Source organism: Pseudogulbenkiania sp. FW507-F1, assembly GCF_058781125.1.
In genome coordinates this window covers 72560-89399 of the sequence record NZ_JBYSWM010000007.1, presented here as the reverse complement: position 1 = coordinate 89399, position 16840 = coordinate 72560, and the positions used below count along the sequence as shown (strand labels likewise).

18 protein-coding genes are annotated in these 16840 nt (G+C 67.1%); 9 read left to right on the top strand and 9 right to left on the bottom strand.

What is annotated here, in order from left to right:
* Positions 1 to 54: 54 nt before the first annotated feature.
* The 5 genes from AC3WG5_RS06405 to purM all read right to left on the bottom strand — a co-directional run bounded on the left by AC3WG5_RS06405 (position 55) and on the right by purM (position 5744).
* Positions 55 to 1437, bottom strand: a complete 1383-nt coding sequence (locus AC3WG5_RS06405; protein WP_492568179.1) for a chloride channel protein — start codon at positions 1435 to 1437, stop codon at positions 55 to 57.
* An 85-nt stretch (positions 1438 to 1522) separates the two neighbouring features.
* Positions 1523 to 2776 carry an RsmB/NOP family class I SAM-dependent RNA methyltransferase gene (locus AC3WG5_RS06400; protein WP_492568216.1) on the bottom strand — a complete coding sequence of 418 codons (1254 nt, stop codon included), beginning with the start codon at positions 2774 to 2776 and terminating at the stop codon, positions 1523 to 1525.
* A gap of 13 nt (positions 2777 to 2789) precedes the next feature.
* Positions 2790 to 3920 carry a DUF3108 domain-containing protein gene (locus AC3WG5_RS06395; RefSeq protein ID WP_492568178.1) on the bottom strand — a complete coding sequence of 377 codons (1131 nt, stop codon included), beginning with the start codon at positions 3918 to 3920 and terminating at the stop codon, positions 2790 to 2792.
* Positions 3921 to 3970: 50 nt separating this feature from the next.
* Positions 3971 to 4606 carry a phosphoribosylglycinamide formyltransferase gene (purN, locus tag AC3WG5_RS06390; protein ID WP_492568177.1) on the bottom strand — a complete coding sequence of 212 codons (636 nt, stop codon included), beginning with the start codon at positions 4604 to 4606 and terminating at the stop codon, positions 3971 to 3973.
* Between the two features lie 100 nt (positions 4607 to 4706).
* On the bottom strand, positions 4707 to 5744 hold the full coding sequence (gene purM, locus AC3WG5_RS06385) for a phosphoribosylformylglycinamidine cyclo-ligase (RefSeq protein ID WP_492568176.1): 1038 nt from the start codon (positions 5742 to 5744) through the stop codon (positions 4707 to 4709).
* Positions 5745 to 6306: 562 nt separating this feature from the next.
* On the opposite strand from purM, the gene hda reads away from it, so the two are divergent.
* The 3 genes from hda to AC3WG5_RS06370 all read left to right on the top strand — a co-directional run bounded on the left by hda (position 6307) and on the right by AC3WG5_RS06370 (position 8767).
* On the top strand, positions 6307 to 6981 hold the full coding sequence (gene hda, locus AC3WG5_RS06380; RefSeq protein ID WP_041702815.1) for a DnaA regulatory inactivator Hda: 675 nt from the start codon (positions 6307 to 6309) through the stop codon (positions 6979 to 6981).
* Positions 6978 to 7646, top strand: coding sequence for a histidinol-phosphatase (locus AC3WG5_RS06375; RefSeq protein WP_482583187.1), 669 nt, complete (start codon positions 6978 to 6980; stop codon positions 7644 to 7646). The genes hda and AC3WG5_RS06375 overlap by 4 nt, the downstream gene beginning before the upstream one ends.
* A gap of 251 nt (positions 7647 to 7897) precedes the next feature.
* Positions 7898 to 8767, top strand: a complete 870-nt coding sequence (locus AC3WG5_RS06370) for an ATP-binding protein (RefSeq protein WP_008953293.1) — start codon at positions 7898 to 7900, stop codon at positions 8765 to 8767.
* A 667-nt stretch (positions 8768 to 9434) separates the two neighbouring features.
* Here the strand turns inward: AC3WG5_RS06370 and AC3WG5_RS06365 are convergent.
* Both AC3WG5_RS06365 and AC3WG5_RS06360 read right to left on the bottom strand, forming a co-directional pair.
* Entirely contained in the window at positions 9435 to 10061 is a 627-nt protein-coding gene (locus AC3WG5_RS06365) for a dihydrofolate reductase family protein (RefSeq protein ID WP_492568175.1), read from the bottom strand.
* A gap of 81 nt (positions 10062 to 10142) precedes the next feature.
* On the bottom strand, positions 10143 to 10772 hold the full coding sequence (locus tag AC3WG5_RS06360; RefSeq protein ID WP_492568174.1) for a dihydrofolate reductase family protein: 630 nt from the start codon (positions 10770 to 10772) through the stop codon (positions 10143 to 10145).
* 191 nt (positions 10773 to 10963) lie between these two features.
* Here AC3WG5_RS06360 and AC3WG5_RS06355 point away from each other — a divergent pair, with 191 nt between their 5' ends.
* The 3 genes from AC3WG5_RS06355 (at position 10964) to AC3WG5_RS06345 (ending at position 13099) form a co-directional block, all read left to right on the top strand.
* On the top strand, positions 10964 to 11905 hold the full coding sequence (locus AC3WG5_RS06355; RefSeq protein WP_492568173.1) for a Nudix family hydrolase: 942 nt from the start codon (positions 10964 to 10966) through the stop codon (positions 11903 to 11905).
* On the top strand, positions 11902 to 12327 hold the full coding sequence (locus AC3WG5_RS06350) for a hypothetical protein (RefSeq protein WP_492568172.1): 426 nt from the start codon (positions 11902 to 11904) through the stop codon (positions 12325 to 12327). The genes AC3WG5_RS06355 and AC3WG5_RS06350 overlap by 4 nt, the downstream gene beginning before the upstream one ends.
* Before the next feature lie 409 nt (positions 12328 to 12736).
* Positions 12737 to 13099 (top strand): lysozyme inhibitor LprI family protein, encoded by a 363-nt coding sequence (locus AC3WG5_RS06345; protein ID WP_492568171.1) that lies wholly within the window; start codon positions 12737 to 12739, stop codon positions 13097 to 13099.
* Positions 13100 to 13469: 370 nt separating this feature from the next.
* Here the strand turns inward: AC3WG5_RS06345 and ubiA are convergent, their stop codons facing one another.
* Together ubiA and AC3WG5_RS06335 are read right to left on the bottom strand one after the other, a co-directional pair.
* The gene (gene ubiA, locus AC3WG5_RS06340; RefSeq protein WP_482583181.1) at positions 13470 to 14339 is read right to left on the bottom strand and encodes a 4-hydroxybenzoate octaprenyltransferase; all 870 of its coding nucleotides are present in this window, start codon (positions 14337 to 14339) and stop codon (positions 13470 to 13472) included.
* On the bottom strand, positions 14336 to 14869 hold the full coding sequence (locus AC3WG5_RS06335; RefSeq protein WP_232503521.1) for a chorismate--pyruvate lyase family protein: 534 nt from the start codon (positions 14867 to 14869) through the stop codon (positions 14336 to 14338). Before AC3WG5_RS06335 ends, ubiA begins: the two co-directional genes overlap by 4 nt.
* 313 nt (positions 14870 to 15182) lie before the next feature.
* Between AC3WG5_RS06335 and AC3WG5_RS06330 the strand changes: the two genes are divergently transcribed.
* The 3 genes from AC3WG5_RS06330 to AC3WG5_RS06320 all read left to right on the top strand — a co-directional run bounded on the left by AC3WG5_RS06330 (position 15183) and on the right by AC3WG5_RS06320 (position 16822).
* Positions 15183 to 15539, top strand: a complete 357-nt coding sequence (locus AC3WG5_RS06330; RefSeq protein ID WP_294866363.1) for a CidA/LrgA family protein — start codon at positions 15183 to 15185, stop codon at positions 15537 to 15539.
* Positions 15536 to 16252, top strand: a complete 717-nt coding sequence (locus tag AC3WG5_RS06325; RefSeq protein WP_492568170.1) for an LrgB family protein — start codon at positions 15536 to 15538, stop codon at positions 16250 to 16252. The genes AC3WG5_RS06330 and AC3WG5_RS06325 overlap by 4 nt, the downstream gene beginning before the upstream one ends.
* Before the next feature lie 105 nt (positions 16253 to 16357).
* Positions 16358 to 16822 carry a SixA phosphatase family protein gene (locus AC3WG5_RS06320; RefSeq protein ID WP_008953283.1) on the top strand — a complete coding sequence of 155 codons (465 nt, stop codon included), beginning with the start codon at positions 16358 to 16360 and terminating at the stop codon, positions 16820 to 16822.
* Positions 16823 to 16840: the final 18 nt, after the last annotated feature.

Here is a 16840-nt window from a genome sequence, read left to right as displayed (position 1 = left end):
GGAACAGGCAACCCTGTCTGGCGACGCAATACCCGAGCGTTTCAATAGGTTATTTTACGGTCCAGCTGGCGGCGGGTCAATTTGCGCGCGGACACGGCGCTCATCTTGTCGCCCCGGCGGCGGCATGAACCCTTCCGACAACTGATGGTACAGCGCGGGACTGATGCGGGCGCTGATGAAGCGTGCCAGCACGCAGGCCGCCATCAGGCTGATCACCATGCCATGGTTGTCGATCATTTCCATCATGATGATGGCCGAGGTGAGCGGCGCCTGCGTCACCGCGGCGAGGAAGCTCGCCATGCACAGCGCGATGATGACGTGCTGGCCGGCGAGCGGAAAGAACCAGCTCGCCAGGTCGTTGCCGATGCCGGCGCCGACCGCCAGCGAGGGGGCGAAGATGCCGCCCGGCACGCCCATGAAGTAGGTGACCAGGGTGGCGCCGAAGCGCAGCAGCGGGGCGTGCCAGGGCAGGGTGGCGCTGCCGTCGATCAGGTGCGAGGTGGCGGCGTAGCCGCTGCCGAACGAGCTGCCGCCGCTCAGCCAGCCCATCAGCGCCAACAGCAGCCCGCACAGTCCGGCGAAGCGCACCGGGTGGACGGCGCGCCAGCGCCACAGGCGGCTCCCGGCGTAGCGTTGCGGCCACAGCATGGCACGGCTGAACAGCGCGCCCAGCAGGCCGCAGCCAATGCCGCAGACGATGATCGGCGTGACGATGGCGCTGCTCAGCGCCGGGATGTGCAGCGAGCCGAAGTAGCTGTAATTGCCCAGCAGCGAGATCGCCATCAGGCCGGAGAGGATGATGGTGGACAGCAGCACGCCGCTGGTGCGCGACTCGAGGCGCCGCCCCATTTCCTCCACCGCGAACACGATCCCCGCCAGCGGGGTATTGAAGGCGGCGGCGATGCCGGCGGAACTGCCCGCCAGGATCAGGTCCTGCGGCCGGATGGCGCGGCCGTGCGGCAGCCAGCGGTGCGCGGCGTGCATGATGCTGGCCGCCACTTGCACCGACGGCCCTTCGCGCCCGGCCGAGATGCCGCCCAGCAAGCCGAAACAGCCGACCAGGATCTTGCCCAGGGCGATGCGCAGCGAAACCAGCTGGTGTACCGGCTGGCGCTCGCTGCTCAGGCGGATCGCGGCGATAGCCTGCGGAATGCCGCTGCCCTGGCTGCCGGGGAAGTAGCGCCGGGTCAGCCACACCGCCAGCATCGGCACCAGCACCGGCAGCAGCCAGGCGCACAGCGGGTTGAACGCCACCAGGCGCAGGAAGGCGTGCTGGGCTTGTTCGGACAGCACCGCGAAGCCCGCCACCACCAGCCCGGCCAGCGCGGCGGTGAGCCAGAGGGTGAGGCGGGTGCGCCAGCGGAAGTGGTTGATCAGGTCGTGCAGCAGCACCAGGCGGCGGTCGCGGCGGCGCCATTGGGGGGCGATGTATGACATGGTGGTCGAATAACGCAGGCCGCCTCGCGGGCGGCCTGTTGTCGGGCGGGTGGATGAAAACCTATATCAGGGTTTCATCATAGACTCACGGCTTTTGTTTGGCCAGCACGGCGGCGAAGAAGCCGTCGGTGTTGTGACGGTCCGGACGCAGCGCCAGGTAGTCGCCCATCTCCAGCGGAATCTTCTGTTCCGCCAGCACGTCCGACACCGGCACCAGCGTGAAGTCGGGGTGCTCGGCCAGGAAGGCTTCGACGATGGCCTGGTTTTCCTGCGGCAACAGGCTGCAGGTGGCGTAGACCAGGCGCCCGCCGGCCTTCACCAGGCGGCTCGCCGAGGCGAGGATGGAGGCCTGCTTGGCGTTGAGTTCGGCCACGCTCTCCGGGCTCTGGCGGAATTTCAGGTCGGGGTTGCGGCGCAAGGTGCCGAGGCCGGAGCAGGGGGCGTCCACCAGCACCCGGTCGGCCTTGCCGGCCAGGCGCTTGACGCGGGTGTCGTTCTCGTGCGCGATCAGCTGCGGATGCACGTTGGACAGGCCGGAGCGGGCCTGGCGCGGCTTGAAGTTGGCGAGGCGCTTTTCCGACACGTCGAAGGCGTAGAGGCGGCCGGTGGAGGCCATCTGTGCGCCCAACAGCAGCGTCTTGCCGCCGGCGCCGGCGCAGAAGTCCACCACCATCTCGCCGCGGCGCGCGCCGGTGATCAGGCCCAGGAGCTGGCTGCCTTCATCCTGCACCTCGATGCTGCCGTCCTTGAACAGCGGGTGGCGGTTGAGCGCCGGCTTGCCCTTGAGGCGGATGCCGATGGGCGAAAACGGCGTCGGTTCGGCCTCGAAACCGTCGCGGCGCAAGGCCAGCAGGGCGTCGTCGCGCTTCATCTTCAGGGTGTTGACGCGCAGGTCGAGCGGCGCGCCCTCGATCATGCCGCGCCCCAGCGCGATGATCTGTTCCGGGGTGTCTTCGGCCAACCTTTCGATCACCCAGGCCGGCAGTTCGGCCTGCACAGCCAGTTCGTCCGGCAGCGCCTTGCCCTTGAGCTCGGCCACCCAGTTGCGTTCCTCTTCCTTCAGGCTGCCGCCGAATTCCTTCAGGTTGAGCCCGCGCACGCGCGCCAGCGTGGCCAGCGCCAGACGGCGCGGGGTGGGCTTCTGCGGTGCGATCACCGCCTTGAGCTGGCTGAAGCGGCGCAGGCAGGCGAAGGCGGTTTCGGCGATGACGTGGCGGTCGTTGGCGCCGAGATTGGCGTGCTCGCGGAAGTAGGCGCTCAGCACGGCGTCGGCGGGACGGTCGAAACGGACCATCTTGCCGAGCACGGTTTCGATGTGGAAGAGCTGGGTCTGGTTGATCATCGTGGTTCCGTTAGGGGTTTTCCGACAGAGACCAGACGGTCTTGCCGTTGATGTCGATGCGGCGGGCGCGCTGGTCCAGTGTCTTGTCCTTGTCGATGCGCAGGATGCGCACCGGCAGGTTGGCAAAGTCCGGCGCCAGCCAGAATTCGGTCACGTCGTCGCCGTTCTTGGCGCGGAACACGACCACGCGCAGCGTGCCGTGGTCGGGCGGGTAGCGGGTTTCGCCAGCCGGCGCCAGCGGGTAGTCGTACACCTTCTTGCCGGTGGTGATGCGTTGTTGCGGCGGCAACAGGCTGCCGCCGGTCAGCGCCAGCTGGTAGCCCAGGCTCAGGATGTCCTGCGTGCCCGGGGCGAGTTCGGCCTGCTTGTCGCCGTGGTCGCCGTAGGCGAGGGTGTTGGCGCTCCAGTCGAAGCGCGCCGATTCGCGTTCGCTGTCGCCGCGCCAGGCCTGGTAGGCGAGCGGAGTCAGCCCGCGCTTGCCGACGCTGCCGCGCGACTGGTAGCGCAGGTGGGGGCCGATGATCGGCGTCAGGCGCGCGTCCAGGGTGTAGTTGGCGCCGCTGCGTTGCCAACTGATCTCGCCGTGGCCGGCCATTAGGCTGCCGTAGTAGATCTGGTAGTCGACGCGCGAGTTGTCGGGAAAGTGGCGCGTCTTGGCGGCGCCCTTGGCTTCCAGAGCGCTGCTGTCGTCGGCTTGCGGCGGCGGTGCGGCGGGTTCGCTGTTGCCGTTGGCCTGCTGCTCCGCCGGCGGCGCGGCCGGGCTGGGCTCGGTGGTGGCCGGCGCGTCTTTGGCGGCGGGGGCTTCCGTGGCGGCGGCCAGCATGTCTTTGGCCGCTGGGGGCGCTTCGGCGACGGGGGCGGATGCGGCATCGGCGCGGTGCGCGACGCGGGCGCGGTGGTGGCGCTTGACGCCCGGGGTGTGCGCGGCCGGGACGGCCACCAGCCCGCTGGACGGGGCCGCGGCCGGCACGGGGCCGGCTTCCGGGGCCAGCGTCATCGCCTGCATCGCCACCGACAAGGGCTGCAGCTTGGCCGGTTCCGGCAGGCTCGCCGCGTGCGGCAGATGGCCTGACAGCAGCACGCCCAGGTGCAGCAGCAGCGAAAGCGCCAGCGCCAGCAGCAGGGGACGGTAGAGTCGCATGGCTATTCGAGCGGCGTGGGAGGCAGGACGTTCCCGCCAAGCGCCATGGCTCAGTTCAGGGAGGGCGAAATCAGCCATTGTCCGGCGTCCTGGGCGCGGCCTTTGACGCGGCCGTCGACGATGGCCAGCTCACCGGCGACGAAGCGGCGCACCGCCTCCGGGTACAGCTGGTGCTCGATCTTCAGCACGCGTGCGGCCAGAGTGTCCTCGCTGTCGTCGTCCAGCACCGGCACCACGCCCTGCGCCACGATCGGACCGTGGTCGAGATCGGCGGTGACGAAGTGCACGGTGCAGCCGGCCACCTTGCAGCCCATGTCGATGGCGCGCTGGTGGGTGTGCAGGCCGGTGAACGAGGGCAGCAGCGAGGGGTGGATGTTCAGCATGCGGCCTTCGTAACGGCGCGTGAAATCCGGGGTCAAAATGCGCATGAAGCCGGCCAGCACCACCAGGTCCGGGGCGTAGCCGTCGATCAGCTCGGCCAGCGCGGCATCGAACGCCTCGCGGCTGGCGAAGGCCTTGTGGTCGAGCGCGGCGGTGGGCACCCCGCGTTCGGCGGCCCAGGCGAGACCCGCGGCGTCGGGGCGGTTGCTGATCACCGCGGCGATGTTGGCAGCGGGAATCTGCGCCTCGACGATGGCCTGCATGTTGGAGCCGCGCCCGGAAATCAGGATGACGATGTTTTTCATGGTGCTTGAACGTGGGCAAGCGTCCTTGCCGCAGTCAGTCTACCAAAGACAAACGCCGCCAGCCCGTCAGCCAGCGGCGTTGTGTTTCAAACGGGGACACTCAGTTTACCTGGGTCTGGTGCTCGTCGCCGTTACGCGCGCGGATCACGCCGATGCGCGATACCGTTTCGCCCTGCTCGGTCAGGATGGCCGCGGCCTGGTCGGCGTCGGCGGCATCCACGATCACCACCATGCCGATGCCGCAGTTGAAGGTGCGGTACATTTCCTGGGCGTCGACATTGCCTTCGGCCTGCAGCCACTGGAACAGCTTCGGCAGCTCCCAGCTCTTGGCGTCGATCTGCGCCACGGTGTTTTCCGGCAACACGCGCGGCGTGTTCTCGGTGATGCCGCCGCCGGTGATGTGCGCCATGCCCTTGACGTTGAGCTGCTGCATCAGCGCCAAGAGCGGCTTCACGTAGATGCGGGTCGGGGCGATGATGGCTTCGCGCAGGGTCTTGCCGCCGTCGAACTCGGCGTCCAGGTCCGGCTGGGCGCGCTCGATGATCTTGCGCACCAGGCTGTAGCCGTTGGAGTGCACGCCGTTGGATTTCAGGCCCAGCACCACGTCGCCCGGCTTGATGTCGCGGCCGGTGATGACCTTGCTCTTTTCCACCACGCCGACGGCGAAACCGGCCAGGTCGTATTCGCCCAACGGGTACATGCCCGGCATCTCGGCGGTCTCACCGCCGATCAGCGCGCAACCGGCCTGCTCGCAACCCGCGGCGATGCCCTTGATCACGTCGGTGGCCTGGGGAACGTCGAGCTTGCCGCAGGCGAAGTAGTCGAGGAAGAACAGTGGCTCGGCACCCTGCACCAGGATGTCGTTGACGCTCATCGCCACCAGGTCGATGCCGACGGTGTCGTGCTTGTTCCAGTCGAAGGCGAGCTTGAGCTTGGTGCCGACGCCGTCGGTGCCGGAAACCAGCACCGGTTCCTGGTATTTCTTGGAGATTTCCACCAGTGCGCCGAAACCGCCGAGGCCGCCGAGGACTTCCGGGCGCATGGTGCGCTTGGCGAACGGCTTGATGTTTTCGACGAGCGCGTCGCCGGCGTCGATGTCGACGCCGGCATCACGGTAACTGAGGGACGTGGTGTTCAAGGTCAGCTCACTTTCTGTTCATAATCTTGCTGCGCGGCCCGGGTCTGGGCTGCTGCGCCGTGCGACAGCCTCATTGACCGGTTCAGTCAATTCCGGCGTCTGTGCTCTTCCCCCCGCGGGGCCCGCGCACAGAGGAGTCCGAGTCGGCGCCAGGCGCCGGTTTCAGCTCCCGGGAGGCGCTCGCCGGGTGAAACAAACCGATTGGGGTATCCGCCGGCAACGGGTTTTCCGGTCGCGGGCGAAAAAAAGCGCCTGTATTTTAACCGAATTTTGCCGGGAACGCTGCTGTGCCGCCGCTTTTTTGCCGTCGCGGACGCGCTGGGGCGTTGCGAGTGTGGCCTGCGGGTTTCGCGACCCCGTCGGATCAGCGTAAAATCAGGCTTTTGACGACTTGCAGCCTATTTCAGCAAGCGAGCGAGCCAAAGCAGGTTGAGTGCTGCCAGCGCACAGGAACCGGAATGTACATGAAGTACATGAGGATTCCGAGCACTGCCGGCGCTCGAGATGCGAAGGCGCAGCCGCCTGATGAAATGGGCTACTTAATTCCGGCCCTGCGCTTATTTTGGACCAGCTGATTCTCGATCTCACGCCCACACCGCTTCCCGCCTTCGACAATTTCGTCGCCGAACGCAACCGGGAAGTGATCACGGCGCTCACCCATCCGGGCGACGAGCGGTTCATCTACCTCTGGGGCGAACCGGGTAGTGGCAAGACCCACCTGCTGCAGGCCTGGATCGCCCACGCCGAGACGCTGGGGCGCGCCTCGATCTACCTCGACGGCCAGCGCGAGCACCTGCCGGACTTCGCGCGCGAAGCCAGCTTCATCGCCGTCGACCACGTCGACGACCTGGCGCCGGACGACCAGATCACGCTGTTCTCGTTCTACAACTCGCTGAAAGAGGGCGGCGAGAGCCGCCTCTTGATGGCCGGGCGCCTGCCGCCGATGGCGCTGGCGGTGCGCGACGACCTGCGTACCCGCCTGGGCTGGGGATTGGTGTTCGAGGTCAAGCCGCTGTCCGACGCCGACAAGCTGGCGGCCTTGCACGCCCACGCCGCCGAGCGCCAGCTGGCGATTCCCGACGACGTGTTCCGCTACCTGCTCACGCACTGGCGGCGCGACCTCTCCAGCCTGATCGGCATGCTCGATCTGCTCGACCGTTACTCGCTGGCGCTACGCCGTCCGATCACTGTGCCGCTGGTCAAGAATATCCTTCACACCGCCCCGACGGAACCATGAACCTCGCCCTTTTCGATCTCGACAACACCCTCATCGCCGGCGACTCCGATACCGAGTGGCCGAAATTCCTGATCAAGCGCGGCCTGCTCGACCCCGAGCACCACGCGCGTCAGAACGACTACTTCTACGAACAGTACAAGGCCGGCACGCTCGACATCTACGAATTCCTCGACTTCCAGCTGCAGCCTCTGACGCGCTTCAGCCGCGAGGAACTGGCCGCGCTGCACGCCGACTATCTGGAAGAGCACATCAAGCCGATCATCCCGCTGAAGGCGCGCGAACTCCTGGCCGCGCATGAGGCGCAGGGCGACGTGGTGCTGATCATCACCGCCACCAACCGCTTCATTACCGGGCCGATCGCCGCCGAACTGGGCGTCGAGCACCTCATCGCGGTGGAACTGGAAGTGGACGAGAACGGCCACTACACCGGCAAGCCCACCGGCGTGCCGAGCTACCAGGACGGCAAGATCACCCGCCTCAACGACTGGCTCGCCCAGCGCGGCGAAACGCTGGCGAGCTACGACCAGAGCTTCTTCTACAGCGACTCGCGCAACGACATCCCGCTGTTGTCCATCGTCAGCCACCCGGTGGCGGTCGACCCGGACGCCACGCTGCGCGCGCACGCCGAGGAAAAGGGCTGGCCGGTAATCACGCTACGCGACTGAGCATAAGGCGGCTGCTCCTGCGCGTCTCGAGCCGACGTTAGGATGGGTGGAGGCAGTCGCTGCGGTAACCCATCAGTTGAGCGATGGGTTTCGCCTTGCTCCGCCCATCCTGCGTTTGGGGTCGCACTCCAACTGCTGTGACTCGCGCCGCGGCCGGAACCGTTTGTAAGATTAAGGCCGGGTAACCGGCCTTTTTTACGCCCTCCGTTTGCGCTTCGCCAGGCCAACCTTCAAGAGAAAGAACGAGACCCATGGACAAGCTGGAATCCTTCCTCACCCGCGCCGAAGCCCTGCTGGCGCGCCTCGAGCCGCTGCTGCCGCCAGCCCGCCCCGAGCCGGACTGGAGCGCCCGGGCCTTCCGCTGGCGCCGCCAGGGCATGGCGGGCTGGCTCGAAGCGCTGCCCGCGCCACATAGCGTGCGCCTCTCCGACCTTACCCACATCGACCGCCAACTCGCCCAGCTGGTGCGCAACACGCGCCAGTTCATCGAGCGCCGCCCAGCCAACAACGTGCTGTTGTCCGGCGCGCGCGGAACCGGCAAGTCGTCGCTGATCAAGGCGCTGCTACCGGAGTTCGCCGAGCAGGGGCTGCGCCTGATCGAGGTCGACAAGGACCACCTCGCCGACCTCGCCCAGATCGTCGACCTGGTGGCCACCCGTTCCGAGCGTTTCATCCTGTTCTGCGACGACCTGTCGTTCGAGGAAGGCGACGACGGCTACAAGGCGCTCAAGACCGCGCTCGACGGCGGCCTGGCGCGCCGTGCCGACAACCTCTTGGTGTACGCCACCTCCAACCGCCGCCACCTGCTGCCGGAGCGCATGAGCGAAAACCGCCAGACGCAGCAACACGACGGCGAAATCCACCCCGGCGAGGCGGTGGAGGAGAAGGTGTCGCTGTCCGACCGCTTCGGGCTGTGGCTGTCGTTCTACCCCTTCGACCAGCGCGCCTACCTCGCGGCGGTGGGGCAGTGGCTGCAGCACTTCGGGCTGGCGATGGACGCCGAGGCCGAGCGTGCGGCGCTGCAGTGGAGCCTGACGCGGGGCAGCCGTTCCGGACGGGTGGCATGGCAGTTTGCCTGCGACTGGGCGGGGCGCGGGGAGGAAGAGCGGCGGGCGGAGTAATAGCCCTCGTTGATTGACATTTTAGGATTGCATCCTTTTCTTATGACATTAAGGGTTTGCCGGTCCCGCCCGGCTGGCGGGCAAGGAGGCTTTGCGTGGCCAAAGCCCCCTTGCATCCCCAAAGGCCACCCCGACAAGCCGCCCTTCGGGTTCCCTCGCAAAACGCTTTGGCAAGGCGCGGCTGGAACTAGCCGGGCGCTAACGTCGCCCGGCGTCGAATAGCCAGCCTCTTAAAACCTTGCCAAAGCGTTTTACTCGGCGGCTTGTGAGGGGCGCTGGTCACGGTGGTGCGGTCATGGTGTCCCAGCAGTTGGGAGTTTTGGCCAACTTTGTGAGTGTCTAGAGTGCGTTGGTCGGTAGCTAGGGTTGGCCCTCTTGATCCCCGCCGGGCGCAAGCTGGCTGGCAAGGTTTTAAGCTGGCGGCTGTTTGAGCCATTCGACGCTGCGAATGGCGAGTTCCGCCAGCGCCTTGCCAGACGGCTTGTGACCGGGAACCCGAAGGGCGGGGATCGTGGGGGTGGCCTTGGGATTGTCAAGGGAATTGGCCACTCAATTCCCTTGACCCGCCTGCCGGGCGGGACCGGCAAGCCCAGCCAATCAGCCGCCTTCAAAAAGGTCTGCCTGCATTTAACGAGGCAATGCTGGGCTTCACTGTGTTCAGCCCAACCTACCCAGCCGCCCGGCAATAGCTATGCACCACCACTCCCGACGGAAACACTCGACTGTCCGTCAGCCGCAACACCGTCTTGTCGGGCGAGTCGGGAAACAGCCGCCGGCCGCTGCCGAGAAGCACCGGAAAGATCATGATGCGGTACTCGTCGACGAGATCGTGCGCCATCAGCGTGTGCACCAGCATTCGGCTGCCGATCACCAGCATCGGTCCACCCTCTTGCTGCTGGAGCCGGGCGATTTCCCCGGCGACGTCGCCGCCGATCACGTGGGCGTTGTTCCACTGTGGATCGCGCAGCGTGGTGGAGACGACGTGCTTGGGCATGGCGTTCATCTTGTCGGCGAACTGCTGCATCTCGCTGCGCTGCTCGGCCACTCGCTCCAGGTCCGGGTCGGCGCCGTGGCCGGGCTGCGAGCGTTGCGGCCAAGCCGCGGCGAATGATTCGTAGGTGATCCGCCCGATCAGCAGCGATTCGGCCTCGAGCACTTCGTCGAGCTTGTAGCGCAGCTGCTCGGGGCCCATGAAGTCGCGCACCCAGCCGCTGTGCGGGTGGCCGGGTTCGCCGCCGGGGGCTTCCATGACGCCGTCCAGCGTGACGAACTCGGATACGATGATCTTTCGCATGAGGGCTCCTTTTCGCGCCCGCCGCGAAGGCGTGGGCGCTTTTGATCGTCGCGCTCGCGTGGGCCAGGGACTGACCTGGCGTCAGCGCGGGGTGTCCGTGACGACCCGGTAGCTGAGGTGCGTGGCGAGCGGGGAGTGGCTCACCGCCGTCTGCTCGACCCGGAGCTGCTCAGGCGTGAGCGGCTCGAACAGCCGCGCTCCACCGCCGAGAAGCACCGGCGCGAGGTGCAGGGTGAACTCGTCGACGAGGCCGGCGGCGAGGTACTGGCGGATGGTGTCCGCACCGCCGGAGATGCGCACGTCCTTGCCGGCGGCGGCGGTGCGCGCCTGGGCGAGGGCGCTGTCGATGCCGTCGGTGACGAAGTAGAAGGTGGTGCCACCGGGCCGCACCCACGGTTCGCGCGCGGTGTGCGTCAGCACGAACACCGGGGCGCGGAACGGCGCGTTCTCGGGCCAGCCGACTTCGCCTTCGTCGAACATGCGCCGGCCCAGCACGTAGGCGCCGGCGCGCTCGAACACGTGATGCACCAGCGCGTCGTCGGGCGAGCGCTCGCCGCCGCCGCTGCCGAGGCGTTCGTGGAAGGTGGCAGTCTGGAACATCCACTGGTGCAGCCCGAGACCGCCGTCGCCCAGCGGGTTGTGCGGGTGGGCATGGGGCCCGGCGATGTAGCCGTCGAGCGAGACGGCAACGTCGAAGAATACTTTGCTCATGGGGCGGTCTCCTGCGGCGCGGTTCGGCCATCGTTCAGCCTATGCCACGGCGGCGGCTTCGGCCAACCTTTCCGTGTGCGGCCTCGACCGAGCGGAGAATCCTGCTAGAACCGGTACTTATCCGCCCCGTCCGACACAAAGCCGCCCCGACGCGCTATCATTCCGGCCATCCATCGCTTTCCGGTTCCCCCATGCAGTCCGATCACAAAATTATTCCCGTCGTCGCCGGCGCGCTGATGCGCCCGGACGGCTCGTTCATGCTCGGCAGCCGTCCCGAAGGCAAGCCCTACGCCGGTTACTGGGAGTTTCCCGGCGGCAAGGTCGAGCCGGGCGAGGCGCCGTTCGCGGCGCTGGTGCGTGAGTTCCACGAGGAGATGGGCATCACCGTCACCCACGCCACGCCGTGGCTGACCAAGGTGCATCACTACGAGCACGCCTCGGTGCACCTGACCTTCTACCGCATCTGGGCCTGGGACGGCACGCCGCAGCCGCACGAGGAGCAGGACTTCGCCTGGCAGCAGCCGGGGCACTACACCGTGGGGCCGATGCTGCCGGCCAACGGGCCGATCCTGAAGTCGCTGGAGCTGCCGGACGTGTACGCCATCAGCTGCGCGCACGAGATCGGCGTCGAGGCCTTCCTAGAGGCGCTGGAAGCGCGCCCCGAACTGCAACTGATCCAGCTGCGCGAGCCACAGCTGGGGCGCGACGAACTGGCGGCGCTGGCCGAGCGTGTAGCGGCCATCGTGCACCCGCGCGGCGGCAAGGTCGTGGTCAACGCCGACCCGGCCTGGCTGGCCGGCTGGCCGGTGGACGGCGTGCACCTGAACGGCAAGAGGTTGGCCGAAGCCACGGCGCGGCCGGCGTTCGCTTGGGTGGGGGCGTCGGTGCACTCGACCGCGGAATTGAACCAAGCCGCCGGGCTGGGGCTGGACTACGCCCTGCTGGGCCACGTCAAGGCCACCGCCAGCCATCCGGGCGCGGCGCCGCTGGGCTGGGACGGCTTCGAGTGCCGGCTGGCCGGCGGCACGCCGCTGCCGGTGTACGCGCTAGGTGGCCTGAGCGCCGCCGATCTGATCGATGCCCGCGCGCACGGCGCGCACGGCGTGGCGCTGATGCGAGGGGCGTGGCGATGACCCGCACCCAGCTGAAGTGGGCCACCATCGGCGTGGCGCTGGTGTTGCTGGGCGCGGTGAAGTTCGCGCTGATCAGCTGGTACCTGAGCCGTCCGGCGGAGGCGGCGGTGCAGGAGGTGGCGTGCGACCCGGCCCAGAGCAGCTGCCGTCTGCCCAACGGCATGCAGCTGCAGTTCGCCAGCCCGGCCAAATCGGGGCAGCCGTTCCAGATCCGCCTCACCGGGGCGGCCAAGGAGGCGCCGGGAGCCGAGTTCAGCATGCGCGACATGGACATGGGCTTCAACCGCTATCGCTTCGTGGCCGCGCCGGGCGGCTGGCAGGCGCGCGTGACGCTGCCGATGTGCGTGAGCCAGCGCCAGGACTGGATCATGACGCTGGAGGTGGAGGGGCAGCGTTATCGCCTGCCGTTCCAGACATCGTGAGAGCTTAAGGCGTAGCAGGGGGTAATGCGCAGTGCCGTAACCCACCGTCAGCGCGTGATGGGTTGCGTTACGCTTCATTCACCCTACATAGACAAAAACGGGCCGTCTGGCCCGTTTTTCTTTTCCGACTCGGACAACTCAGCGCAGCAGGAAGTCCAGCACCAGTCCGGCGAAGATCGCCGCGCCGACGCGGTTGTTGTCGAGGAAGGACTTGAAGCAGCGCTGGCGGCCGCGGCCGCGGATGGCTGCTGGCCCTCAATAGCACCGCCACCCCCTGCCCGGCAGGGTAGGTGATGCCGAGTCGGCCTCCTGACCCTCCTGTGCCATGAGTACTACGGAAAAATGCCAATGTATTTATTGGGCCAAGAGTGAAATAATGCGCGTCTTTATAACCCTAAGGATGTTTGCCATGAAGAAAATTTGGGTCGCCGTAATGCTGATGGTTTCTGCATCTTGTGCGAATGCCTTACCCTCTGCGGAGTTTCGCCTATGTGTGCAAAGGGCTGGCAGCAAGGATGTACAGCGCTCAGTATGTTATCAGCAGGAAATGGCTGTGCAGGATGCCCGACTAAACCGCGCTTACCAGGCGGTGATAAAAGGAAGCTCGTCTGTTGACAAAGTGGCATTACGTCAACATCAGCGCAGCTGGATACGGCAACGTGATAACGAATGCAAGGAAGAACTGGGTGGTGAGACAGTGATCAATTCCCGCTGTGTCATGGAAAAAACAGACCAGCGTGCCGATGAGCTGGAAAGTAAGCTTTCATACTGAGGGAGAATGAACAAAATCGTAGAGGGTGACGTCGGCGAGTTGATGTACCCGGGCGGTCCGTGCATGCTCGGCAGCCATATATTTAGGTACAGGTCCTTCGCATGGAAGTACACCGTGGGGCTGATGATGCCGGCTAGTGGCCGATCCTGACGTCGTTGAAACTGCCGTATATGTATGCTGCCAGCTGCGTGTACGAAATCGATGTCGAGGCCTTCCTTGAGGTGCGAACGGCGAGGTCTGAATTGGTACTGGTTCAGCTGCGCGAGCCACTGCTCGGCGGAGACGAGCTGACCGTGCTGGCCGACTTGACTCCTCACCTTCCAACAAAAACGGGCCGTCTGGCCCGTTTTCCTTTTCCGACTCGGACAACTCAGCGCAGCAGGAAGTCCAGCACCAGCCCGGCAAAGATGGCCGCGCCGACGCGGTTGTTGTCGAGGAAGGACTTGAAGCAGCGCTGGCGGTCGCGGCCGCGGATGGCGAAGTACTGCTGCACCATCAGCAGCGCGGAAACCGCCAGCCCGGCGTAGTAGGCGGCGCCCAGGTGTGCCTCCTGACCCACCAGCACCATCAGCGCCAGGAACACGGCGTGGCACAGCATCACCGCCGCCACGTCGTAGTCGCCGAAGGTGATGGCCGAGGTCTTGATGCCGATCTTGAGGTCGTCCGGCTTGTCGGTGATGGCGTATTCGGTGTCGTAGGCCAGGGTCCAGAAGGTATTGGCCAGCAGCAGCAGCCAGGCGATCATCGGCACGTGACCGGTGAGCGCGGCGAAGGCCATCGGGATGCCGAAGGAGAAGGCGATGCCCAGATACGCCTGCGGAATCGGCAGAAAGCGCTTGGTGAACGGGTAGCTGCCGGCGAGGAACACCGCCGGCACGCTCAAGAGCAGCGTCAGCGGGTTGAGCGGCAGCACCAGCAGCAGGGAGATCAGCGACAGCCCGGCGGCCAGCAGCAGCGCCTCCTTCTTGCTCACGGCGCCGCGCGCGAACGGGCGCGCCTTGGTGCGTTCCACCTTGCCGTCGAAGTCGCGGTCGGCGTAGTCGTTGATGACGCAGCCGGCCGAGCGCATCAGGAAGGTGCCGGCGATGAAGATCGTCACCACCAGGGCGTCGGGGCGGCCGTTGCCGGCCAGCCACAGCCCCCATAGCGTCGGCCACAGCAACAGCAGGGTGCCGATCGGCTTGTCGATGCGCATCAGCTGGCTGTAGACGGTGAAGCGGTCGGCGAGGCGGGCGTTCATGGCAGGAATCTCTCCAGTGCCGGCAGGAACAGCTCGCACACGATCAGCGGGGTGTTTGCCAGCAGGAAGCGCGAGCGGCGCGCGGGGTAAAGGTTGGCCGAAGCCGGGTCGTGCGCCTGCGCCAGCGCGAACAGCGGGTGGGAGGCGTCGATCTCGCGGTAGGCCAGCGGCTCGCGCACGATGCCGGCGTGGCCGCCGAACAGGGTGAAGCCGAGCGAGCGGCTGCCGCGTTGCAGGATCGGGTGCCAGGCCGGGCAGGCGAGGCGGGTGACGCTGCGCGCCACCACCACCGGGGTGTCGTCCAGCGTCAGTGCCACGTGACGGGCGTAGAGCGCGGCGCCGGCGGGCAGCCCGAGCAGTTCCACCTCGTCGGCGTGGACGCGGTCGTCGCCCTGCGCCAGCACGCGGACGGCGAAAGCGTGGCCGCAGTGCATCAGCCGCTCGGTGAGCGAGCCGGGCTCGGTCAGGCAGCTCGACAGGGCCGGCGGCAGGGAGGGGGGCGTGGCAGCCCAAGCGGTATCCGGAAGCATGGCGCGCATTATGCCAAAGCCGCCGAACGCTGTCCTGTTTCCGCCTGCGGCACGGCACGTGGTGTCGCGTGCGAGGGTTAACCCGCGGTCGTGCAGACGCGGTGATTTTGTTATGGTGGAAGGCCCGTCGCGGGAGCCGGCGGCGCCTGGCGTCTTGGGCGCTCCGGGAGGGGCGGAAGCGCGTTCCCGGCTGACGCGGTGCAGATTGCTCGGTGGGCACCGGCCCCCCGCAGTGTCTCTGCGCCCCGGCGGCTTCGGCCCGCTCGCCTGCCGGAGTGGGCGTTACCTCTGTTGACCTTGATTGGATCGAATCGTGATCGAAACCCTGATCTGGCTGATCGGCTACCAGCTCGCCGGCGAGCTGATCTGTCGCAGCCTGGCCTTGCCGCTGCCCGGTGCCGTACTCGGCATGCTGCTGCTGTTTCTGACGCTGTGCGCGAAGAAGGGCATCCCCGTCAGCCTGAACACGCACGTGCCGCAGCTGCTCGGCCATTTCTCGCTGCTGTTCATCCCGGCCTGCGCCGGCGTGATCGTCTACTGGTCGTTGCTGACGGCACACGGCTGGTCGCTGCTGGCGACGCTCGCCGGCGCCACGCTGATCACGCTGCTGGTGCCGGCGGTGCTGCTCAAGCTGCTGCTGGCGCGCCGGCGGCGGGGGGGCGCGGCATGAACGTCACCCCGGCATTGGAATGGCTGCGCGGCTCGCCGCTGCTCGGCCTCGGCCTGACGCTGGCCGCCTACCGCCTGGCGCTGTGGCTCAACCGTCGCGCCCATGGCCATCCGCTCACCAACAGCGTGCTGATCGGCAGCCTGCTGGTGATCGCGGTGCTGCTGGGCTGCGGCATCTCGCCGGCCGAGTACATGAAGGGGGCGCAGTTCATCCAGCTGTTGCTGGGCCCGGCCACGGTGGGGCTGGCGATTCCGCTCTACCACAATCTGTCGCGGCTCAAGCGCGCCGCACTGCCGTTGTCGCTGACCCTGCTCGCCGGCAGCCTTACCGGCATCCTCAGTGCGGTGGGACTCGGCGCGGCGTTCGGCTTGCCGCACGAAATCCTGCTGTCGCTGATGCCGCGCGCGGTGACCACGCCGATCGCCATCGGCATCGCCGAGCACATCGGCGGCATCCCGGCGCTGGCGGTGACCTTCGTCATCGTTTCCGGCATCTTCGGGGCGGTCGTCGTCAAGCCGCTGTTCTCCCGGCTGCGCCTCGACGACGATCTGGTGATGGGCGTGGCCACCGGCATCGCGGCGCACGGCATCGGAACCGCGCGCGTGTTCCTGCTGTCGGAAACGGCGGGCGCCTTCGCCGGCCTGGCGATGGGCCTGAACGGGCTGGTGACGGCGGTGCTGGTGCCGATCGTGCTCGGCTTCATGCACCTTTAAGCGCGTTGACACCAAGCTGACATCCGGTCTGGTTACACTGCCCGTCTGCCTGCCCCGGCGCTATGCTGGAACGGGGCGATAACGACAAGGAGCGAGGAGGACGACATGGACCTGATTTTGTGGCGCCACGCCGAGGCCGAAGACGGCGCGGACGATCTGGCGCGGCGCCTGACGCGCAAGGGGCAGCAGCAGGCGCACCTGATGGCGGCCTGGCTGCGCGTGCGCCTGCCGCGCGAATTCACCCTGCTGGCGTCGGAGGCGCGCCGCTCGCAGCAGACCGCCGCCTTCCTGATGAAGAGTTACGAAGTGCTGCCCGAGATCAATCCCGACGCTTCGCCGGAGAGCGTGCTCGAGGCGGCCGGCTGGCCCGAGCCGGGCAAGACCGTGGTCGTGGTCGGGCACCAGCCCTACCTCGGCCGGTTGGCGGCACAGCTGATGTCGGGCCAGCCCGACCTGTGGAGCGTGAAGAAGGGGGCGATCTGGTGGCTCAACCACCGCGAGCGCCACGGTTTCGAGTCGGTGCGGCTCAAGGTCATGATGACGCCGGGCATGCTGACCAGCAGCGAGTAGGTTCCGCTCCGGTTCGGG